This is a genomic window from Pseudobacteroides sp. (assembly GCF_036567765.1).
Lineage (GTDB): Bacteria > Bacillota > Clostridia > Acetivibrionales > DSM-2933 > Pseudobacteroides.
In genome coordinates this window covers 42,973-61,627 of sequence record NZ_DATCTU010000011.1, presented here as the reverse complement: position 1 = coordinate 61,627, position 18,655 = coordinate 42,973, and the positions used below count along the sequence as shown (strand labels likewise).

The window sequence follows — 18,655 nt, the reverse complement described above, 5'->3', positions numbered from 1 at the left end:
CAAGACTCCTGAGATGTTTACAGCAGCGGCCGCAAATTTTTGAATCTCCATTACGCTACGCTCCATTCCAATTCAAAAATTTGCGTAACACAGAAAATTCAAGCATTTGTACAAAAATAGAAGGTTTCTCTATGTTTTAAGTGTCTACTTACTTGGAACAGGGTCAAACCATTCGCATCAAAATTGATTTGCATTTATGCTTACATTATATAAATGCTTTAGTGTGGAATTGAGTATTAATTTAGTTACCCTATCTCCTTTAATAAAATTTTTCAAAGAACTTTTTGTGAGTTGATATAGCATATGAATCCATCATTCCTGCAATATAGTCTGCAATTAACCTGGTTTGGAGGTGGCTTTCGTCCTGGTTTATATCATACCTGTTCATAATATCTTTAGCTCTATATTCCGGAGGTAAATACATGGGGTGCTCTAAGTACAATTTGAATAGATCCTTTATTATTTTTCCACCCATTTGTTCATAAAAATACACTTCATCATTATGGTTAATGCATTGAAAAGTAAGCTTTTTCAAGCCGCTGGAAAGTTCGGCATAGGTTGAAAAGCCTATTTCTTTATCCCAGGTGGTATTTGTTACTGATTTTTTTCGGCTGCAGGGTTTAACCAAGTCAATATCATGCATTAATGTATATATTACTGAAGAAACAAGCTCTTTACGGAACAATTTTGAATACTCGGATGACTCGCTTTTTTTCAGCCCTTTAGAAGCGTTGGTCCTGCAGTTATTTACTATTTCCTTAAACATATTGAATGATTCGCTGTTTCCATATTCAACTTCATAATCATGCAGTATTTCATCAATAGTAAATAATTTTTGTCGCAGTCCATCCTCCAAGTCATGGGCTGCATATGCTATTTCATCAGCTATATCAACGATTTGAACATCAAGGGTTCTGATTTTAACCTGGTGTTCATCTATAAAATTTTTTAACAAATAATAATCATCTTCATAAACGAATTTCTGCCTGTTAAACTTATCATCTCCTGCATGGATGCTAGTGTCAAAGCGATTAAAGTACTTTGTAACACTTAATAACGTTCTGAACGTCAGGTTTAAGCCTCTGAAATCCGGTCGTTTCTTTTCTACTGTTGTTAATATTCTGAGAGTTTGTGCATTACCTTCAAAGCCTCCGATATCACTGCAGGCTTTATTAAGTACTCTTTCTCCATAATGACCAAAGGGGGGGTTTCCCAAATCATGTGATAATGCACCTGCTTCTACTACATAGGTGTCTACAGTTGAATACCCTATGCGGGCAGCTATGGAACGGGCAATTTGTGCTACCTCCAGGCTATGAGTTAAGCGGTTGCGGAAGAATTGATCATTTTTTATGCCTAAAAGCTGCATTTTCCCCTGCAATCTTCTAAAGGAAGAGGAATACATGATTCTTGTATAATCTCTCTGAAAATCTCCATCAGTACGGTCACGAGAATCTTCATCATATACTCTCCAGCCAAGTGGCTCATATTGCAGCGGACTAAGATAAGTCATTTTCAATTTATTTATGGTATCTATATTTTTCTTAGGCATATTTTTCTCCCTCATAATATTTAGTTTAAAAGTGATAAATTCCTTACATTTGTCTGTCGCAAATCCCGTTGGACCATTGGTTAATATCTGGGAAATTGAGACGTATGCTACAACATAATTTCTAACGACAACACCTAAGATTATTAGCACTTTTAATATAGTAAAATCAGATAAATGACTATAATATGGAGATTACTATCTATAATAGTAAAAGCACTATAATTTTACCTCATTTGTCAGGAGGTTTCAATTATTTGTATAAGTAAACATTTAAATTATCAAGATACAAAGCAAAGTAAATTGAAAATGTATAGCATGTACTTGCAACAAAAACAAATAATAGAAACCGCATAATTTTCAATTAAACGTGCATTATAAAATGTACATAGATTAAGGTGATTAATTGCTTTAGTCTACTCATCATTTATAATATGAAATGGGGTTGTACCGGTGATAATTACAGGAATAATTGAAAGCGGAATTGAAAGTACCACAATGAACCTCATAAGTAAGATATTAAATAAATCTGAAAAAAAAATCAGCATAATAGCTTCAGGAAACCTGATTGGGTTAGACTACAGAAAAGTTCCTGAATATATAAGGGAATTAAAAAAAAACGGCGTTGAGATACTAATGATCGGCATTAAATTGGACGATTTAATACACGAAGTTTTCTCAGGTTTTAATTTTGATGTAATAATTTTTGTCAATAAAGCCGATGAAATAAATGAGGATGATAATGGCAATAAAAATAACTTGATAGAAAAGCTTTTTTTATTAACTGATGATAAGGCTACTGTTATTCTAAATGCGGATGACCATGAAAGGATTTCCCTCCTGCAGGGAAAACGTTATTCGGTTCTTACCTATGGATTTAACTCAAAAGCCAGTGTTACAGCTTCAAGTATTGGAGAAGGTATATACAGGGAAAATTTTATATGCTGCCTGCAAAGAACCTTGGTCACAAAAGATGGCAATGTTGTTGAGCCTCAAGAGTTTGAAATAGACGTTAATTTAAACTCGATAGATCCATATTCTGTTATGGCTGCTGCTGCATTTGCCGTTTTTTCAGGAGCAATTTTAAGTCCATACCCAAAGAGCAATATGACATATCATAATGTTGTCAAGCAACAAAACACTGCAGATTAATCTAATTACAACTCTATAGTCATAATTAATTTTAAAGATAAATTATGAAATTCAGGCATATTTGTGCGGCAGAAAAAAGAAATTTCAGGGATTTTCAAGATGTAAAATATATAATATAATATATACCTGGTATTACCTTTTATAACAACAATAATTAATTGTACTTTTAAAAATGAAATTTCTTTTATAGTATGTAAATATTATTTAGAGCTTAAAGGAAAATAATATACTTCTAAATTTTGCTCCTGGCGAATAGATATACACTAGATAAAATATAAAGATGTACGGTGGATTAGAGAGGAGAGTGGGCGACGGATGGTCGGAAACATCATTGAGAACAACATGGTGACCATATCCGGTACGATTGTTACGAATTTAGAGTTCAGTCATGAAGTGTATGGTGAGGGTTTTTATTATTTTATGCTGGACGTTCCCAGGCTTAGTGAAAGCTATGACAGAATCCCTGTTACTGTTTCTGAACGGCTGACTTCCAAACAGAAATTGGAGATAGGCAAAGTAGTGGAAATCGAAGGACAGTTCCGATCCTATAACAGTTATAATAACGAAGGAAACAGATTGGTTTTAACTGTTTTCGCCAGGGAAATCATATTTCTCGAAGATGAAAAGAGAATAAAGAATCCAAATCAGATTTTTTTGAACGGGTATATATGTAAAAAACCTATTTACAGAATGACACCATTTGGACGGGAAATTACAGATATTTTGCTTGCTGTAAATAGGCACTACAATAAATCCGATTATATCCCCTGCATAACTTGGGGGAGAAATGCGAGGTTTTCAGAAAGTCTGACAATTGGGGACAACATCAAGGTTTGGGGAAGAATTCAAAGCAGAAGCTACCAAAAGAAGCAGGAATCTGGTGATGCACTGACTAAGGTTGCTTATGAAATTTCTGTTTCAAAAATGGAGGTTTGTAAGGATAAAGATGATGAATCTGCTGACAGCGGTGAAGTAAATGATAATACAGATACACAAGATGAGAACGGTTATAATGATTAATAATTTGGTAGTACATAATAAAACCAGTTGTTATTGATTTAGTCAAGACAAATAACAATTTTGGGAAAAATAATTAAGTGTATTAAAAAAATTACCTGAGTTAGCGGGTAATTTTTTTAATGTTTAGCGACAACAATCTATGTTGCAAATCCCTTTGGGATTTTGGTCATGCTCAGGAAATTATGATATTATAATAAGAGTCGATTTTACTTATGAAAAGAGGAATTTTGATGAACCGTATTGCTTTTGTTATATTAAGTGATTCATCAAGAGATTTTGATAAAGAGTATACATATCTTGTGCCTGATAGCCTTATGGGAGAGGTGTTTGCCGGAAGCAGAGTAATTGTTCCGTTCGGGGCTTCCAATAGGAACGCAGAAGGCTTTGTTATGGCTGTTCGGGATGCTGAGGAACTGGATATCTCATATAAGCTAAAGTATATTAAAAAGGTATTGGATGATATAAAGTGGTTGGATGAGTGGTCCATTAACTTGAGCAGATGGATGAGAAAAAGATACGTATGTACTTTCCATGATGCTTTAAAATGCATGCTCCCGCCTGGAGTAGGAGTAAAGAGCGTGAAAGCAGTTGTTCTTGAAAAGAATATAGAGCATAAAAATCAAACTATTCAGGAAATAATTGACTTTATTGCTGAAAACGGCGGTGAATGTGGCTTGGATGAACTGTCTGCCCATATTAACAAGACTACCTTCAGTAAATACATTAGTCAGATGGAAAAAGAAGGTTTCATAGCAATAAAAGAAGAGTTTATTAATAAAGCCAGGGAAAAGAAGATAAGGGTAGCCTGCTTGGCATTACCTCCCAAGGATATTGATGAAGCTATAAACGGAAATAAGATAAAAAATATTCAGCAGATCAGGGTTTTGGAAATATTGAAAGAGGCAGGGTGTCTTTCAATTGCGGACATAACAAAATTTTCAGGTGCTACATCGAGTTCTATAAATACATTAAAAAAACATGGGTATATATATTATAAAGAGATTGAAGTAAGTAGAGATCCTTATGTAGGAAGATATTATGCAAGGACAGAGGCCTTCCAGCCCACTAAGGAGCAGGCTTTAGTATTGAAGGATGCTTTAGACAAAATCCAGAGAAGGGAATTTTACGAGGTGTTGCTTCATGGCGTCACAGGAAGCGGAAAGACGGAGGTTTATTTACAGCTGATTAAAGCTTGCTTTGATAGAGGAATGAGTTCAATTGTGCTTGTTCCTGAGATTTCTCTTACGCCACAGATGGTTGAGCGGTTTAAAAGCAGGTTCGGGGACGAGGTAGCAGTTCTTCACAGCAGGCTTTCTGCGGGGCAGAGGTATGATCAGTGGAGACTTATTAGGGATGGTAAAAAAAGGGTGGTTGTTGGAGCCAGATCAGCGGTTTTTGCTCCCCTAAAAAATTTGGGTATAATAATACTCGATGAAGAGCATGAGAGTTCCTACAAATCGGAAACTACGCCAAAGTACCAGGCAAGAGATATAGCGAGGCAAAGATGTGTTATGAGCAATGCATTATTGCTTTACGGTTCAGCTACACCCGCTGTTGAGACATATTTTAGGGCTGTAAATGGAGAAATAGGCCTTTATAAAATGCTGGAGCGGCCCAACAATGCAGTTCTTCCCAAGGTAGAAATAATTGATATGAGAAACGAGCTAAATGAAGGCAACAGGTCTATGTTCAGCAATAGGCTTTCACAGGAAATTAAAAAGAACATAGAACTTGGCCAGCAGACAATACTATTTTTGAATAGGAGAGGACATTCTTCATTTGTTATTTGCAGGAGCTGCGGCTTTACGATGAAATGTCCAAATTGCAGCATTAACCTGACATACCATGCCAATAATGAAAGGCTTATATGCCATTACTGCGGCTTTACAGTGAAAAACCCTGCAATATGTCCTAAGTGCAACAGCAAAAACATCAGGCACTTTGGAACAGGTACACAGAAAATAGAGGAAGAAGCCAGAAAAGTTTTTAATGAGAGTTCCGTTATAAGGATGGATATGGATACAACGTCGGCTAAAGACTCCCACGAAAAAATACTTACCGACTTCAAAGAAAAAAACATAAATATAATGATAGGAACCCAAATGATAGCTAAAGGACATGACTTTCCAAATGTTACACTGGTTGGAGTCCTGGCGGCAGACAGCATGCTGAATTTAGGTGATTTCAGGGCATCCGAGAAGACCTTTCAGCTAATTACACAGGTAGCAGGCCGTGCAGGACGTGGTCAGCTTCTAGGAAGGGTTATAATACAGTCGTACAACACAGAAGATTTTAGTATATTGACTGCCTGCAAGCATGATTATATAGGGTTTTACAAGCATGAAATAATGATTAGGGAGAAGCTGGGGTATCCGCCGTTTACAAACATAGGTGTTGTTATTATAAGCGGACCTGATGATAAAGCGGCATCCTCAAGTGCAAAAGAGGCAGGGGATGCAATAACTGGGCAAATGGACAGTGTGGGCTGTAAGCCTGAAATATATGGTCCCATGAGGGCACCTTTAGCATATATAAAAAATAAATACAGATGGAGAATTATTATAAAGTGCAATGAAATAGATAAAATTATTGATGGATTTACCAAATTGAGAGACATATACTACAAAAAATTTGAAAAATCCTGTGTAGAAATGAGTATGGATATAAATCCGTTTAATATGTTATAATTTAAAAATGTGAAATTTATATAAAACAATGAAATCAAATTAATTTTGTAATTAAACCTTTTGGAGGAGATCTTATATGGCAATAAGAATTATTAGGGAAGATGGAGATGAAGTTTTAAGGAAGAAGGCAAGAGTAGTAGATGAAATTGACGATAGAATTGCAGAACTTGTAAAAGATATGGCAGAAACTATGTATGATGCTGATGGCGTCGGCCTTGCGGCACCACAAGTAGGAATCTTAAAGAGAATTGTTGTCATTGATGTAGGCGAAGGACTCCTTGAATTGATAAATCCTAAAATTGTAATGGAAAGCGGCGGAGAAACAGATATTGAAGGGTGCTTAAGTGTTCCTGATGTGGTAGGTGAGGTAGTAAGACCCACAAAGGTAACTGTTGAGGCAAAAAACCTGAAAGGTCAGGATATTGTAGTTGAGGGTGAAGGGCTTCTTGCAAGGGCCTTATGCCATGAAATAGATCATTTAAACGGTGTGTTGTTTACCGACAGAGCACAAAAAATCATAAATAAAAGTGATTTGAATAATGAAAGAAGACAGAATCCAAGAAAAATAGATTAGAGAGAAGAATTATTGCAAGAATATAGGAGTGAGAATATTGAAAATAGTCTTCATGGGAACTCCCGAGTTTGCAGTTCCAAGCATCAAAATGCTGGTTGAGAATAATTACAATGTAGTTGCTGCTGTTACACAGCCTGATAAACCTAAGGGCAGGGGCAATAAACTAACACCTCCGCCTGTTAAGGTATATGCACAGGAAAAAGGTATAACTGTGCTGCAGCCTGAAAAGATAAGGACGGGTGAATTTTATAGGCAATTAGAGGCGTTAAATCCGGATTTATTTGTGACTGTAGCATATGGCAGAATTCTGCCCCAGGACATACTTGAGCTTCCGCCATTGGGATGCATAAATGTGCACGGCTCACTGCTTCCTAAATACAGGGGAGCTGCACCGATTCAGTGGTCTGTCATAAATGGGGAGAAGGTAACAGGTATTACTACAATGTTTACCGATATAGGAATGGATACAGGAGACATGCTTCTAAAGCAGGAGGTAGAAATACCTGCACATATGACAGCCGGAGAACTTCACGATTGTCTGTCCATAGTAGGTGCACAGGTGCTGGGTCAAACGCTTGAATGCCTTAAGGCTGGGGCCCTTAAAAGGGAAAAACAGCCGGAAGAGGAAGCCACATATGCACCTATGATGACAAAAGAGACAGGGCTTATCGACTGGACTAAAAGTGCGTGGGAAATACACAATCTGGTAAGGGGGACAAATCCTTGGCCAGGAGCTTATTCGGAGTACTTAGGAGCCAAGCTTAAGGTCTGGAAGACCATGCCTGTGGAAGGAAGTAATGAAGGGCATAAACCGGGTACAATAATAAAAGTTGGTAAGAGTGGTCTGATAGTTGCGTGTGGTGAAGGAATCATTAATGTTCTCGAGATACAGCTAGAGTCAGCCAGAAGAATGACTGTTGAGGAATATCTGTGCGGGCATAGAATAAATGAAGGTGAAGTAATTGGATAAATATTTAAAGAAATTTATACTTTTTTCTATAGCGGTTGTAACTGCATTTTGCCTTATAATTATGGGCATGGCTCTTATTTACCGCAATTTTACTATTTCCAATTATAATTTCATAATACTTTTGGTAATGCTTGGTTTTGGAGCTGTAACTGCCTTATTGATTGTGTCAATTCCAATTATTTTTTCAACCTACAGGACTGGAAGAATAAGGCCTTCTATGGCTGTTTTTGCAAGAAAGAGCCTTAATATTCTATTTCCTCTTATTTCTCTGATGTTAAAACTTCTGAGGAATAATAAGGATGCAATTAGGAGATTTTATATAAATATCAACAATATATTAACGGAGTCAGAAGGTGCAAAGTTTAAGCCCCAGGAGGTGCTTCTGGTTTTGCCCCATTGTCTTCAGAATTTTGAATGCTCCATAAAAATAACTGCTGACATAGGAAACTGTAAAAACTGCGGGTTATGCACAATCGGAGACATAAAAAATATGGCTTATGATATGGGGATAAAGGTAATGGTAGTGACTGGTGGTACAGCTGCAAGAAATATCATTTTACAAGAGAGGCCTAAAGTTGTAATAGCGGTTGCTTGTGAAAGAGACCTTATAAGTGGTATATTTGATGTGAGAAACTTGTGTGTAATAGGTGTAACAAACGAAAGGCCTAACGGCCCATGCAAAGACACCTTTGTTCAAGTTGAAACCCTAAGGAAAAAGATAAACAGCATAATTTTATGATGTAATATTACATAACCTTATTGCCAACAATATATTACAAATTTACAAAAAAGTGAGACAGTTATATGGCTATTGATTTACCAAGAGAAATTGCATTAAAGACAATTTACGACATAAATGAAAAGGGTGCGTATTCTAATATAGCATTAAGCAAACAGCTTGAAAGTAACACGCTTAAAGATGTGGACAGAGCATTTGTTACAGATTTGGTATATGGCACAATAAAATGGAAGCTCACCATTGACTACATAATAAGTAATTTTTCCAGTACCAAGCTAAAGAAGATATCACCCTGGATACTGAATGTACTGAGACTTGGTGTGTACCAGATACTTTATATGGACAGGATTCCCGAGTCTGCAGCTTGCAATGAAAGCGTCAAGCTGTCTAAAAAGTATGGACATGCCGCATCAAGCGGGTTCGTTAATGGCATATTAAGGAATATTGCCAGAAAAAAGAATAGCATATCCTATCCCGACAAACAGAAAGACCCTGTTCTTTATTTGTCTGTTAAATACTCCCATCCTGATTGGCTGGTAAACGAATGGATAAATAACTTTGGTGTAGAGTTTACTGAGAGTTTGCTGATAAGCAACAATGAGGTTCCTGATTTTACCATAAGAGTAAATACACTCAAGACAACCAAAGAAGAACTGATTTCCAATTTTAGAGAGAGCGGTTTAGAAGCATCGGAAGGCCGGGCGGTGGATGAGGCCCTTGTTTTGAAAAATCCAGGATCTTTTTTAAAGCTGGATGTGTATAAAGCTGGACATTTTCAGGTACAGGACGAAAGCTCCATGCTGCCTTCCAAAATACTTGATCCAAAGCCGGGTGAGTTGGTTATAGATGTTTGCAGTGCTCCTGGGGGTAAGACGACGCATATGGCACAGCTAATGAATAATAAAGGAAGTATAATCGCAAGAGACATTCATGAACATAAAATCAGCCTTATAAATGAAGCTTCAGAGCGGCTTGGAATCAGCATTATTAAAGCACAAGTCTATGATGCTTTGATGGTGGATGAAAGCTTGGTGGAAAAGGCTGACAGGGTGCTGGTTGATGCACCGTGCACAGGTTATGGAATAATCAGGAAAAAACCTGATATAAAATGGTCCAGAACCATGTCAGATTTAAAGGAGATAACAGAACTGCAGCTTAAAATATTAAGTGCTGCATCTAAATATGTAAAGCCGGGCGGCTTTATTGTGTACAGTACCTGTACTATTGGAAAGGAAGAAAACAGGGATCTGGTAGAAAGATTCCTGACTAATAATAAAGAATTTGATTTCTGCGGATTTAATGAGCTATTGCCTGAGGTTTTAAGGGAATACTCGGGTAATGGATATATAGAAATATATCCTAATATAAACAAGATAGACGGATTTTTTATTGCAAAGATGAGAAAAAGAGGATAGTATGGAGAAAAAGCAAAACCTAATAGATTTAACAATTGAAGAGCTGGAAGAAGCACTTATTTCAATGGGACAGCCTAAGTACAGGGCAAAACAGATTTTTCAGTGGTCCCAAAAAGGTGTTTTGTCTATAGATGAAATGACAAACATTTCAAAGGATTTAAGGCAATTGCTTAAAGAAAACTTCAGATTTGACAGGCTTAAAATTCGTAACAGGCTGGTGTCAAATATTGACGGTACAATAAAATATGTTTTGGAGTATGCTGATGGAAATGTAATTGAAAGTGTTTTGATGAAGTACAAGCATGGTTATACGGCATGTATTTCTTCCCAGGCCGGGTGTAAAATGGGATGCAAATTTTGTGCATCAACAGGCATTGATTTTGGAAGAAACCTTACAGGCGGTGAAATGGTGGACCAGATTCACACTATAGAAAGGGACCAGGGTGTAAGGGTAGGTAATGTGGTTATTATGGGTATTGGAGAACCCCTTGATAACTATGACAATCTGATTAAGTTTTTAAGGCTTGTAAACCATAAGGATGGTCTCAATATTGGATTAAGACATATATCCGTATCTACCTGCGGCCTTGTGCCTCAAATCATCAATCTGGCTCATGAAAACCTTCCTGTTACACTTTCAATATCTCTGCATGCACCCAATAGTGAAATTAGAGAAAAAATAATGCCTGTAAATAAAGCATATTCTATTGACAAATTGATTGAAGCATGTAAGATATATACAGAGGTAACTGGTAGAAGGATAACATTTGAGTACGCAATGGTATCGGCTCTCAATGATTCGCCTGAAAATGCAAAAGAGCTTTCAAATAGGCTAAGAGGGATGTTATGCCATGTGAACCTAATACCGGTTAATTCGATTGAAGGTAATGAGTTTAAGAGAGCAAGGATGGATAAGATACAAAAATTTAAAAACGTTCTCGAAAAGCATGGGATCGAAACAACTGTAAGGCGAGAATTAGGAAGCGACATTAATGCAGCTTGCGGGCAACTGAGAAAAAGCATAACAGACGATTGAATTTATAGGGGAACAAAGATTACAGTCTATTTTTACAAATTGTCCATACTAAGGAGTGGTTTGGTGAGATTCGGGGTCAGATGTGATAAAGGAAAAGTCAGAGAAATTAATGAAGACAGCTATAATATATTAGCGAGCCTTCCAGGTATTCCTGTTACTTTTATAATTGCAGACGGAATGGGCGGACATAATTCCGGGGAGATTGCAAGTAAGACAGCTGTAGAATCAATAAGTAAAAATATATCTGAAAATCCTGATATCTTTAAAGAGGGAGAGGATGTCGAAAAAGCCATCAAATCTGTTATAGAAAAGGCTAATGTAGATGTCTTTAAAAAATCTCTTGAAAATGAAACGGATTCCGGTATGGGCACCACCCTTATAGCGGCAGTAGTTGTAAACAGAAGGCTGTATATAGGACATGTTGGAGACAGCAGAGTATACTTGATTCGAGATAATAAAATGGAAAAGCTTACTATAGATCACTCATATATTGAAGAATTAGTCAGAAATGGTACACTTACTAAAGAGGAAGCGGAAAAGCATCCCAATAAAAACCTCATTACAAGAGCTTTAGGTTGCGGAGAAGTGTTAGAAGTTGATACTTATACATATGATATACAAGAAAATGATGTAGTTTTGATGTGCACGGACGGTTTAACCAATATGTTAAATGAAGAGAGAATATTGGAAGTAGTAAATAATTATGATGATTTAGATCTTGCCTGCGAGAAGTTAATAGGGGATTCCAACGAAATGGGTGGAGAGGATAACATAACTGTTATAATTTTCAAAGAATAAGGAAAGAATCAAGATAAAAGTGTTATAGAGTGAGGAATAAGGAGGATTGATTGTGGAAGGTCAAATTCTTGGAAACAGGTATGAATTGATTGAGAAAATAGGTGGGGGCGGAATGGCCCTTGTATATAAAGCAAAATGCAGTTTGCTTAATAGATTTGTTGCGGTTAAGATATTAAGACAGGAGTTTACAAATGACCAGGAGTTCGTAAAAAGATTCAGAATCGAAGCACAATCTGCGGCAAGCCTGTCATACCCAAATATAGTTTCAATATATGATGTGGGACAGGATGGCAATATACATTATATAGTCATGGAGTATATTGAGGGAGTTACTCTTAAAGACTACATTGAAGAAAAGGGTGCGTTGGATTGGAAGGAAGCTGTCAATATAGAGGTGCAGATATGCTCTGCGATTGAACATGCACATAAAAAGCGTATAGTACATAGGGATATCAAACCCCATAACATACTTATTACAAAGGATGGAATTGTTAAAGTAACAGACTTTGGTATTGCCAGAGCGGTATCGTCATCAACTATAACAATGGTTGGAAGTACCATAGGGTCTGTGCATTATTTTTCACCGGAGCAGGCCAGAGGTGGGTTTACCGATGAAAAATCGGATTTATATTCTCTCGGAATAGCACTTTATGAAATGGTTACCGGAAAGGTTCCTTTTGAGGGTGAAACTCCGGTTGCGGTTGCACTGAAGCATTTGCAGGAAATGCCGGAGGAGCCCATCAACATAAAAAGTGATCTTCCAAAAGGTGTAAACAGCATAATAATGAAAGCTATACAAAAGGAGCAGAGCAACAGGTACAGCACGGCCACCGAGATGCTTGACGATTTGAGAATGGTCCTAAAAGATCCCTCCAGCGAGCCTTCGACAAAAATAGATATAGATAGCTCACCGACAAGAAGGATTCAAATTGTACAGTCAGATAAGCCCATTGAAAACCCTGTGAAAGAAGCTCCTGTAAAACAAAATCAAGAGGAAGCGATTGATGATATGAAAAATAAAAAGAAGGACAGGATTACATGGATACTAGCTTTAGCGGCATCAATGCTAATAATTGGGTTGCTTGTTTTTACAGCATTTAAGTTTATTGTTCCGGGAATAATGCCTGCACCAAAATCAGATTTTGTACTGGAAAACTATGTCGGAAAAAATATTGACGATATCAAACAGGCACTTGAAAGCGAAGGCATAACCGTTGTCGTTGAAAGGAAGAATGACAAGGATGCCGAAAAGGATACCATTACCTCACAAAAGCCAAAGGAAGGAACCAAAATCAAGCCTGACCCGTATAATCCGGTAACCTTTTCTGTCAGCAATGGTCCGGAAATGGTGAGGATACCTGATCTAAGCAAGAAATCTTCAAGGGAAGCCCAGAAAATGTTGGAAGACATTAGCCTGACAGCCAGAGTGGAAGACGAATACAGCGATGTAATAACAAATGGATTGGTTATTAGAACTGAGCCCGGTGTTAATGAAGAAATTTCTCCAGGCTCAACTGTGACAATATACCTTAGCAAGGGGCCTGAGATAATCCAAACAGTCGTACCAAACCTCATAGGACTTACAAGGGTAGAGGCACAAAGGTCTCTTGCTCAGAATAAGCTTACCCTTGGAAGAGTATTGCCTGAGGACAGTGCAAACCATATAGACAGGATCGTAAATCAGGATCCTGCCCCTAATACTACTGTAACTGAGATGTCGGCTGTTAATATAACCCTTGATACTGTAAAAATCACTGAGGTTCCTAACCAAAATGCTACACCAAATGGGACACAAACTCCTACGCCTGCAAAGACTAAGGATATCCCTGTGAAGATTCCTCTGGCCAATGCGGATACATTTGGTGATACTGTAAGGGTTCTTATTGAAATGACACCTAGTGATACTGGAAAAAGTACTGTAATAATGGATGGTACAGCAAACAAACAGGATTTTCCATTAAGTGTTACAGTGCCTGTGCCTGAAAATGGAAGTACAAATATTAAAGTATATGTTGATAATAAGCCTAATTCAGATATGAACGTTGATTATTCCGGGAGGTAGGTAAGTTGCCTTTAGGTGTTGTAATGAAGGGGATAGGGGGATTTTATTATATAAAATCCCCCTCCTATGGCATAGTTGAATGCAAGGCGAGAGGGATTTTCAGAAAAGACGATATTATACCCTTGCCTGGAGACAAGGTTTCTTTTTCAATAGTTGATACAGATAAGAATACAGGGCTCATTGAGGAAATTTTGCCACGGACCTCGGAGCTTGTCAGGCCAGCTGTAGCAAATGTTACTCAGCTTGTAGTTGTTGTAGCAATCAAATCACCGCAGCCAGATTTCTTATTATTGGATAAAATGCTTATTACTGCAAGTATCAAGGATATAAAACCTGTTATTTTGATTAATAAAATCGATAAAAGTACTGAAGAGGATGTTGAAAAAGTAAAAAAAGCATATGAAAATACTGGCTACAAGATGTTCTTTTTAAGTGCCAAGACTCATGAAGGGTTTGATGAGCTAATGGATATTCTAAAGGATAAAATAACGGTTTTTGCAGGCCAATCGGGAGTCGGCAAGTCAACAATTCTAAACCGATTAGCGGGATCTGTACTCATGGAGACCGGTGAGGTCAGCGACAAAATTGAAAGAGGAAGGCATACTACAAGGCATGCGGAGCTTTTTGATCTTCCAAACGGAGGACTTGTGGTAGATACTCCGGGATTCAGTTCTTTCGAGCTTGCAGGAGTTGAGCTTAATGACCTTGAGCTTCATTATCCGGAGTTTGAAAATCATTTGGGAAGATGCAGATTCAATGGTTGCAGCCACATAAATGAGCCGGATTGTGTTGTAAAGGAAGCGGTAGTTAATGGCGATATAGATAATGAAAGGTATGAGAGATTCGTCCATTTCTATTGCATGCTAAAGAAACAAAAAGACCAGAGATATAGAAAGTAGGGGCGAAAAATGATTAAAATTGCACCGTCAATTTTGTCGGCAGATTTTTCCAGTCTTGGCGAGGAGGTCGCAAGAGCGGAGAAGTCGGGTGCCGACATTATACATATAGACGTAATGGATGGATGTTTTGTTCCGAACATCACTGTGGGCCCAGCGGTTATAGAAGCTATCAAACCTTATACAAAGCTGCCTTTGGATGTACACCTTATGCTGATAGAGCCTGACAGGTATATAGACAAATTTTGCGATGCAGGTGCCAGTATAATTTCTGTTCATGTTGAAGCATGTAAACATCTCCATAGTACAATACAAAGCATCAAACAAAGAGGAGTTAAGGCTGCAGCGGTATTAAATCCGGCAACTCCTTTATGCTCGATTCAATGGGTTCTAGATGAATTGGATATGGTTCTCTTGATGACAGTTAACCCGGGTTTTGGGGGGCAGCAATACATAGATTCGGTAACGGAAAAGATCAGAGACTTAAGAGGTTTGATTACAAAGAGAGGATTAACTATAGATATAGAGGTTGACGGAGGAATAGGGCCGGAAAACATATACAAAGTAACTGAAGCCGGAGCAAATGTTATAGTTGCAGGATCATCCATATATAATGCACCTGATATGGAACAAATGATAAAGATTCTCCGAGAGGATTCTTACAAGGAGGCAAAATGAAAGCTGTCATAGTCTGTAGCGGAAGCATTGAGGATTATGATTACCATAAAAGATACTTTGAAGACAGCCAAATAGTTATAGGAGTTGACGGGGGTGCGAAGCATCTTCGGAAGCTCGGCATTTTTCCTGATATAATGATGGGAGATTTTGATTCAATTTTTAAAGAGGATTTTGATTATTTCAAAGATGCAGGAATAAGTTTTCTAAGGTATCCTTCCCAAAAGGATATGACCGATTCCGAGCTTGCATTGGAATACGCTTTGGAAAGGGGTGCCCGATCGGTAGTTTTACTTGGATGCCTGGGTACTCGCTTTGATCATTCCCTTTCAAATATCTTTTTGTTAAAAAAGATGGCAGATAAAAATATCAATTGTATAATAGCAAATGAACGAAATGAAATACAGCTGGTAAAAGACCACATAATTCTTAAGAATGAAAACAAAATGAAGCTCACCATTCTTTCCCTATCTGAAAGTGTAGAAGGTATAACTTCCAAGGGGCTTTTATATCCTTTGGAAAACCAAAGTCTAAAACTTGGCTCATCTAGAGGAGTTAGCAACGAATTTATTGAAGATATTGCAGAAATATCAATAGATAAGGGCTTACTTCTGGTTATTAGGTCCATCGACTAGAAAAATTCAAAATAAATCCCATATAGTCAAAATTATTTTATCAACCCCGTCACAAAATATGCTAAAGCATGGAAACCATATATTAAAGGGGTGTAATAAGTGTTTGGTATAAAGAGAAGCAAGAAAAATAAAACCGGTTCGCTAAATGAAACGATAAAAGAAATAAAGCTTGGCAACAGTCAGCTTAAAGAATTGTTTATTGAGGATTACAAGCCGTTTATTTTAAAATGCGTTTCAAAAGCTTCAAAAAAATACATTGATACACATAATTCAGAAGAATACAGCATAGGGCTTATTGCTTTCAACGAAGCAATTGAATGCTATGAAGTCAATAAAAATGCCCACTTTTTGACTTTTGCGGAGCTGGTTATTGATCGTCGTGTAAAAAACTATCTTAAGAAAGAGCTTAAGCATAAAAATGTTATACCTATTACAAATTACTTGTCAAATGAGGATCAAAGAATGAATTTCATTGAGAATGATTCCATGATTGTACATTTCGATCAGGTTGAAACAAGATCGGAAATCGAGCAATTCAAAAGGGAATTGGGCCATTTTGATATCAGGTTTGAAGATCTGATAAGCCATGGTCCAAAGCATAAGGATGCTCGGGTAAGTTGCATTAGGATTGCGAAGTTTATCACATCCGATAAAAATATGTTAGCCAGACTGATGGATAAGAAAAATCTTCCGGTCAAGGACATATTAAGCAATATAGACGTCAGTGAGAGGACTGTTGAAAGAAACCGGAAGTACATAATTGCAGCATGTCTGGTATTAAAAAGTGATTTAGAGATAGTTAAGGGATTTTTGCTTAATCTCGGAGGGGGAGTATCATTATGAGATTAAAAGGTATTGTTTTGGAAATAGATGAGAAGGGTGCGATTCTTATAAATAATGAGGGAAATTATATAAGAATCAGAAACAAAAAAGAACTGATTCCTGGGGTTTTAGTGGAATATTCGGAAAGTGATGTTATAAATACCGATAAAAAGCAGCTGTTTAGTTTTTTAAGGGAGAACAGCAAATTGGTTTATGCATTTGGAAGTGCAGCTGTTTTTATATTTATAGTAGCATTGTTTGCAATCATTTCAAGGCAGGCAGTTAATGAAACATTTGCTTATATTGATGTGGATATAAACCCAAGCATCGAATTAAAAATAAACAAGGATAGCAGTATAATAGGAGTGAAAACCTTAAATAAAGATGGGGAAGAACTATGCCAGAATATAGATTTTATAGGTAAAAAAGCAGAAAACGGTGTTATGGACATTATCAACAAGTCAGCAGAACTAGGGTATTTTCAAGACAAGACAAAGCTTGTACTTGTTGCAGGAGCACTAATGGTGGACGAAAAAATATCATCGGATAAATATCAAAAATTAAATATAGAGATGGGAAGCTTAATTGAAAAAATAAAAGACAGGATTAAGAAGGAAAAGAAGGAATTACAGCTTGTTGCATTTCACACTTCCCCAATTAAGCTTAAAGAGGCTCATCAAAATAATATGTCTCTAGGCCGTTATTCTATATATGCCAATGCTGATAATCAAGGAATTAAGCTAGCCTTGGAAGATGCAAAAAGCCTTAAAATATCAGAACTATTCAATTTGCTTCCAACCAAGGATTACACTTACTTTGAAGAGGAGCAAAGGCAAGCAGCAATTGATAGTGAGCTTATTAAAGAAAATAACGGGAAACCGGGAATATCCAAGTTAGCTACAGCAGAAAAAGAGTCAGGTAAAAGTAAACAAAACAAAGAGGGAGCTCAAGGCGATAAAAAATCACATGAGAGTCTTGCAAGTAGCAATAACAGCATTGTAACTGTTACTCCTTCTCTGACACCAACTATCACGCCTCTTTCTGATCAGAAGGACAAAAATAAGCTTGAAAATGACAAAAGCAATGATGATTCTAAAAAGGATGATGAAAAGAAATCAGATAATATATATGAAGGAAATGATAACAATAAATTGCCTTCTATAGTCTATATTCATACTCCTGCACCGACGACCAGTTTAAAACCCTCAGACAATAAGGAGTCACACCCAATTGATGAAGAAGATAATAGCAGGAATAACAACGGGAATGGAAATGGCAATAAGGATAATAATGCAAAGAACAACAATAAACATACACCTAACCCTGTTGCAACAACACCGACACCAGAAGCAACGTCTTTATCAACAGCTTCACATACTCCGACACCTGGTGCGAGTAATACAAGCACATCACATGCAAATGACCACAATACACCTGTCCATACACCGTCAGCTGTGATTAGTACCCCGGTGCCAACTTCCGGTTCGGGTAAAAATGAATCAGGTAAAAGTGAAACAGCTCCCGGACAGGTTAAAAAAGGAAGTACTGGTCAAAGTGACAAAGGGCAGGGAAATAAAAACGGGAAGAATTAGATATATAAAGAAAAAGGTTTCAACATCACTTGA

General features: G+C 37.2%; 16 protein-coding genes. 15 read left to right on the top strand and 1 reads right to left on the bottom strand.

Translation table 11 applies throughout. The annotated features are described in order from the left end of the window. Positions 1 to 259 precede the first annotated feature (259 nt). Complete coding sequence (locus tag VIO64_RS03315; protein WP_331915129.1) at positions 260 to 1,552, bottom strand: dGTP triphosphohydrolase; 1,293 nt, start codon at positions 1,550 to 1,552, stop codon at positions 260 to 262. A gap of 450 nt (positions 1,553 to 2,002) precedes the next feature. Between VIO64_RS03315 and VIO64_RS03310 the strand changes: the two genes are divergently transcribed. The 15 genes from VIO64_RS03310 (at position 2,003) to VIO64_RS03240 (ending at position 18,622) form a co-directional block, all read left to right on the top strand. After that, the gene (locus VIO64_RS03310) at positions 2,003 to 2,701 is read left to right on the top strand and encodes a Mur ligase family protein (protein ID WP_331915127.1); all 699 of its coding nucleotides are present in this window, start codon (positions 2,003 to 2,005) and stop codon (positions 2,699 to 2,701) included. Positions 2,702 to 3,016: 315 nt separating this feature from the next. Continuing rightward, the gene (locus VIO64_RS03305; protein WP_331915125.1) at positions 3,017 to 3,721 is read left to right on the top strand and encodes a single-stranded DNA-binding protein; all 705 of its coding nucleotides are present in this window, start codon (positions 3,017 to 3,019) and stop codon (positions 3,719 to 3,721) included. A gap of 230 nt (positions 3,722 to 3,951) precedes the next feature. Further along, positions 3,952 to 6,408: a primosomal protein N' gene (gene priA, locus VIO64_RS03300; protein WP_331915123.1), complete on the top strand. Its 2,457-nt coding sequence runs from the start codon at positions 3,952 to 3,954 to the stop codon at positions 6,406 to 6,408. Positions 6,409 to 6,484: 76 nt separating this feature from the next. Beyond that, on the top strand, positions 6,485 to 6,982 hold the full coding sequence (gene def / locus VIO64_RS03295; RefSeq protein WP_331915121.1) for a peptide deformylase: 498 nt from the start codon (positions 6,485 to 6,487) through the stop codon (positions 6,980 to 6,982). 37 nt (positions 6,983 to 7,019) lie between these two features. Further along, positions 7,020 to 7,952 carry a methionyl-tRNA formyltransferase gene (fmt, locus tag VIO64_RS03290; RefSeq protein ID WP_331915119.1) on the top strand — a complete coding sequence of 311 codons (933 nt, stop codon included), beginning with the start codon at positions 7,020 to 7,022 and terminating at the stop codon, positions 7,950 to 7,952. After that, positions 7,945 to 8,691, top strand: a complete 747-nt coding sequence (locus VIO64_RS03285; protein ID WP_331915117.1) for a DUF116 domain-containing protein — start codon at positions 7,945 to 7,947, stop codon at positions 8,689 to 8,691. The genes fmt and VIO64_RS03285 overlap by 8 nt, the downstream gene beginning before the upstream one ends. Positions 8,692 to 8,756: 65 nt before the next feature. Beyond that, positions 8,757 to 10,106, top strand: a complete 1,350-nt coding sequence (gene rsmB, locus VIO64_RS03280; protein WP_331915115.1) for a 16S rRNA (cytosine(967)-C(5))-methyltransferase RsmB — start codon at positions 8,757 to 8,759, stop codon at positions 10,104 to 10,106. A gap of 1 nt (position 10,107) precedes the next feature. Next, entirely contained in the window at positions 10,108 to 11,142 is a 1,035-nt protein-coding gene (gene rlmN / locus VIO64_RS03275) for a 23S rRNA (adenine(2503)-C(2))-methyltransferase RlmN (RefSeq protein ID WP_331915113.1), read from the top strand. Positions 11,143 to 11,205: 63 nt separating this feature from the next. Beyond that, the gene (locus VIO64_RS03270) at positions 11,206 to 11,940 is read left to right on the top strand and encodes a Stp1/IreP family PP2C-type Ser/Thr phosphatase (protein WP_331915111.1); all 735 of its coding nucleotides are present in this window, start codon (positions 11,206 to 11,208) and stop codon (positions 11,938 to 11,940) included. A 52-nt stretch (positions 11,941 to 11,992) separates the two neighbouring features. Then, entirely contained in the window at positions 11,993 to 14,002 is a 2,010-nt protein-coding gene (gene pknB, locus VIO64_RS03265; RefSeq protein WP_331915109.1) for a Stk1 family PASTA domain-containing Ser/Thr kinase, read from the top strand. Between the two features lie 5 nt (positions 14,003 to 14,007). Beyond that, positions 14,008 to 14,901: a ribosome small subunit-dependent GTPase A gene (rsgA, locus tag VIO64_RS03260; RefSeq protein WP_331915107.1), complete on the top strand. Its 894-nt coding sequence runs from the start codon at positions 14,008 to 14,010 to the stop codon at positions 14,899 to 14,901. Between the two features lie 9 nt (positions 14,902 to 14,910). After that, on the top strand, positions 14,911 to 15,576 hold the full coding sequence (gene rpe / locus VIO64_RS03255) for a ribulose-phosphate 3-epimerase (protein WP_331915105.1): 666 nt from the start codon (positions 14,911 to 14,913) through the stop codon (positions 15,574 to 15,576). Continuing rightward, positions 15,573 to 16,208, top strand: coding sequence for a thiamine diphosphokinase (locus VIO64_RS03250; protein ID WP_331915103.1), 636 nt, complete (start codon positions 15,573 to 15,575; stop codon positions 16,206 to 16,208). The genes rpe and VIO64_RS03250 overlap by 4 nt, the downstream gene beginning before the upstream one ends. 99 nt (positions 16,209 to 16,307) lie before the next feature. Further along, positions 16,308 to 17,051: an RNA polymerase sigma-I factor gene (gene sigI / locus VIO64_RS03245; protein ID WP_331915101.1), complete on the top strand. Its 744-nt coding sequence runs from the start codon at positions 16,308 to 16,310 to the stop codon at positions 17,049 to 17,051. Further along, the gene (locus tag VIO64_RS03240; RefSeq protein ID WP_331915099.1) at positions 17,048 to 18,622 is read left to right on the top strand and encodes an anti-sigma-I factor RsgI family protein; all 1,575 of its coding nucleotides are present in this window, start codon (positions 17,048 to 17,050) and stop codon (positions 18,620 to 18,622) included. The genes sigI and VIO64_RS03240 overlap by 4 nt, the downstream gene beginning before the upstream one ends. Positions 18,623 to 18,655: the final 33 nt, after the last annotated feature.

What these genes read in the sequence shown, in the direction of transcription:
- VIO64_RS03315 (WP_331915129.1), bottom strand. Translation starts at nt 1,552, where the DNA reads ATGCCTAAGAAAAATATAGATACCATAAATAAATTGAAAATGACTTAT.
- VIO64_RS03240 (WP_331915099.1), top strand. Translation starts at nt 17,048, where the DNA reads ATGAGATTAAAAGGTATTGTTTTGGAAATAGATGAGAAGGGTGCGATT.
- VIO64_RS03305 (WP_331915125.1), top strand. Translation starts at nt 3,017, where the DNA reads ATGGTCGGAAACATCATTGAGAACAACATGGTGACCATATCCGGTACG.
- priA (WP_331915123.1), top strand. Translation starts at nt 3,952, where the DNA reads ATGAACCGTATTGCTTTTGTTATATTAAGTGATTCATCAAGAGATTTT.
- rpe (WP_331915105.1), top strand. Translation starts at nt 14,911, where the DNA reads ATGATTAAAATTGCACCGTCAATTTTGTCGGCAGATTTTTCCAGTCTT.
- rsmB (WP_331915115.1), top strand. Translation starts at nt 8,757, where the DNA reads ATGGCTATTGATTTACCAAGAGAAATTGCATTAAAGACAATTTACGAC.
- VIO64_RS03250 (WP_331915103.1), top strand. Translation starts at nt 15,573, where the DNA reads ATGAAAGCTGTCATAGTCTGTAGCGGAAGCATTGAGGATTATGATTAC.
- rlmN (WP_331915113.1), top strand. Translation starts at nt 10,108, where the DNA reads ATGGAGAAAAAGCAAAACCTAATAGATTTAACAATTGAAGAGCTGGAA.
- def (WP_331915121.1), top strand. Translation starts at nt 6,485, where the DNA reads ATGGCAATAAGAATTATTAGGGAAGATGGAGATGAAGTTTTAAGGAAG.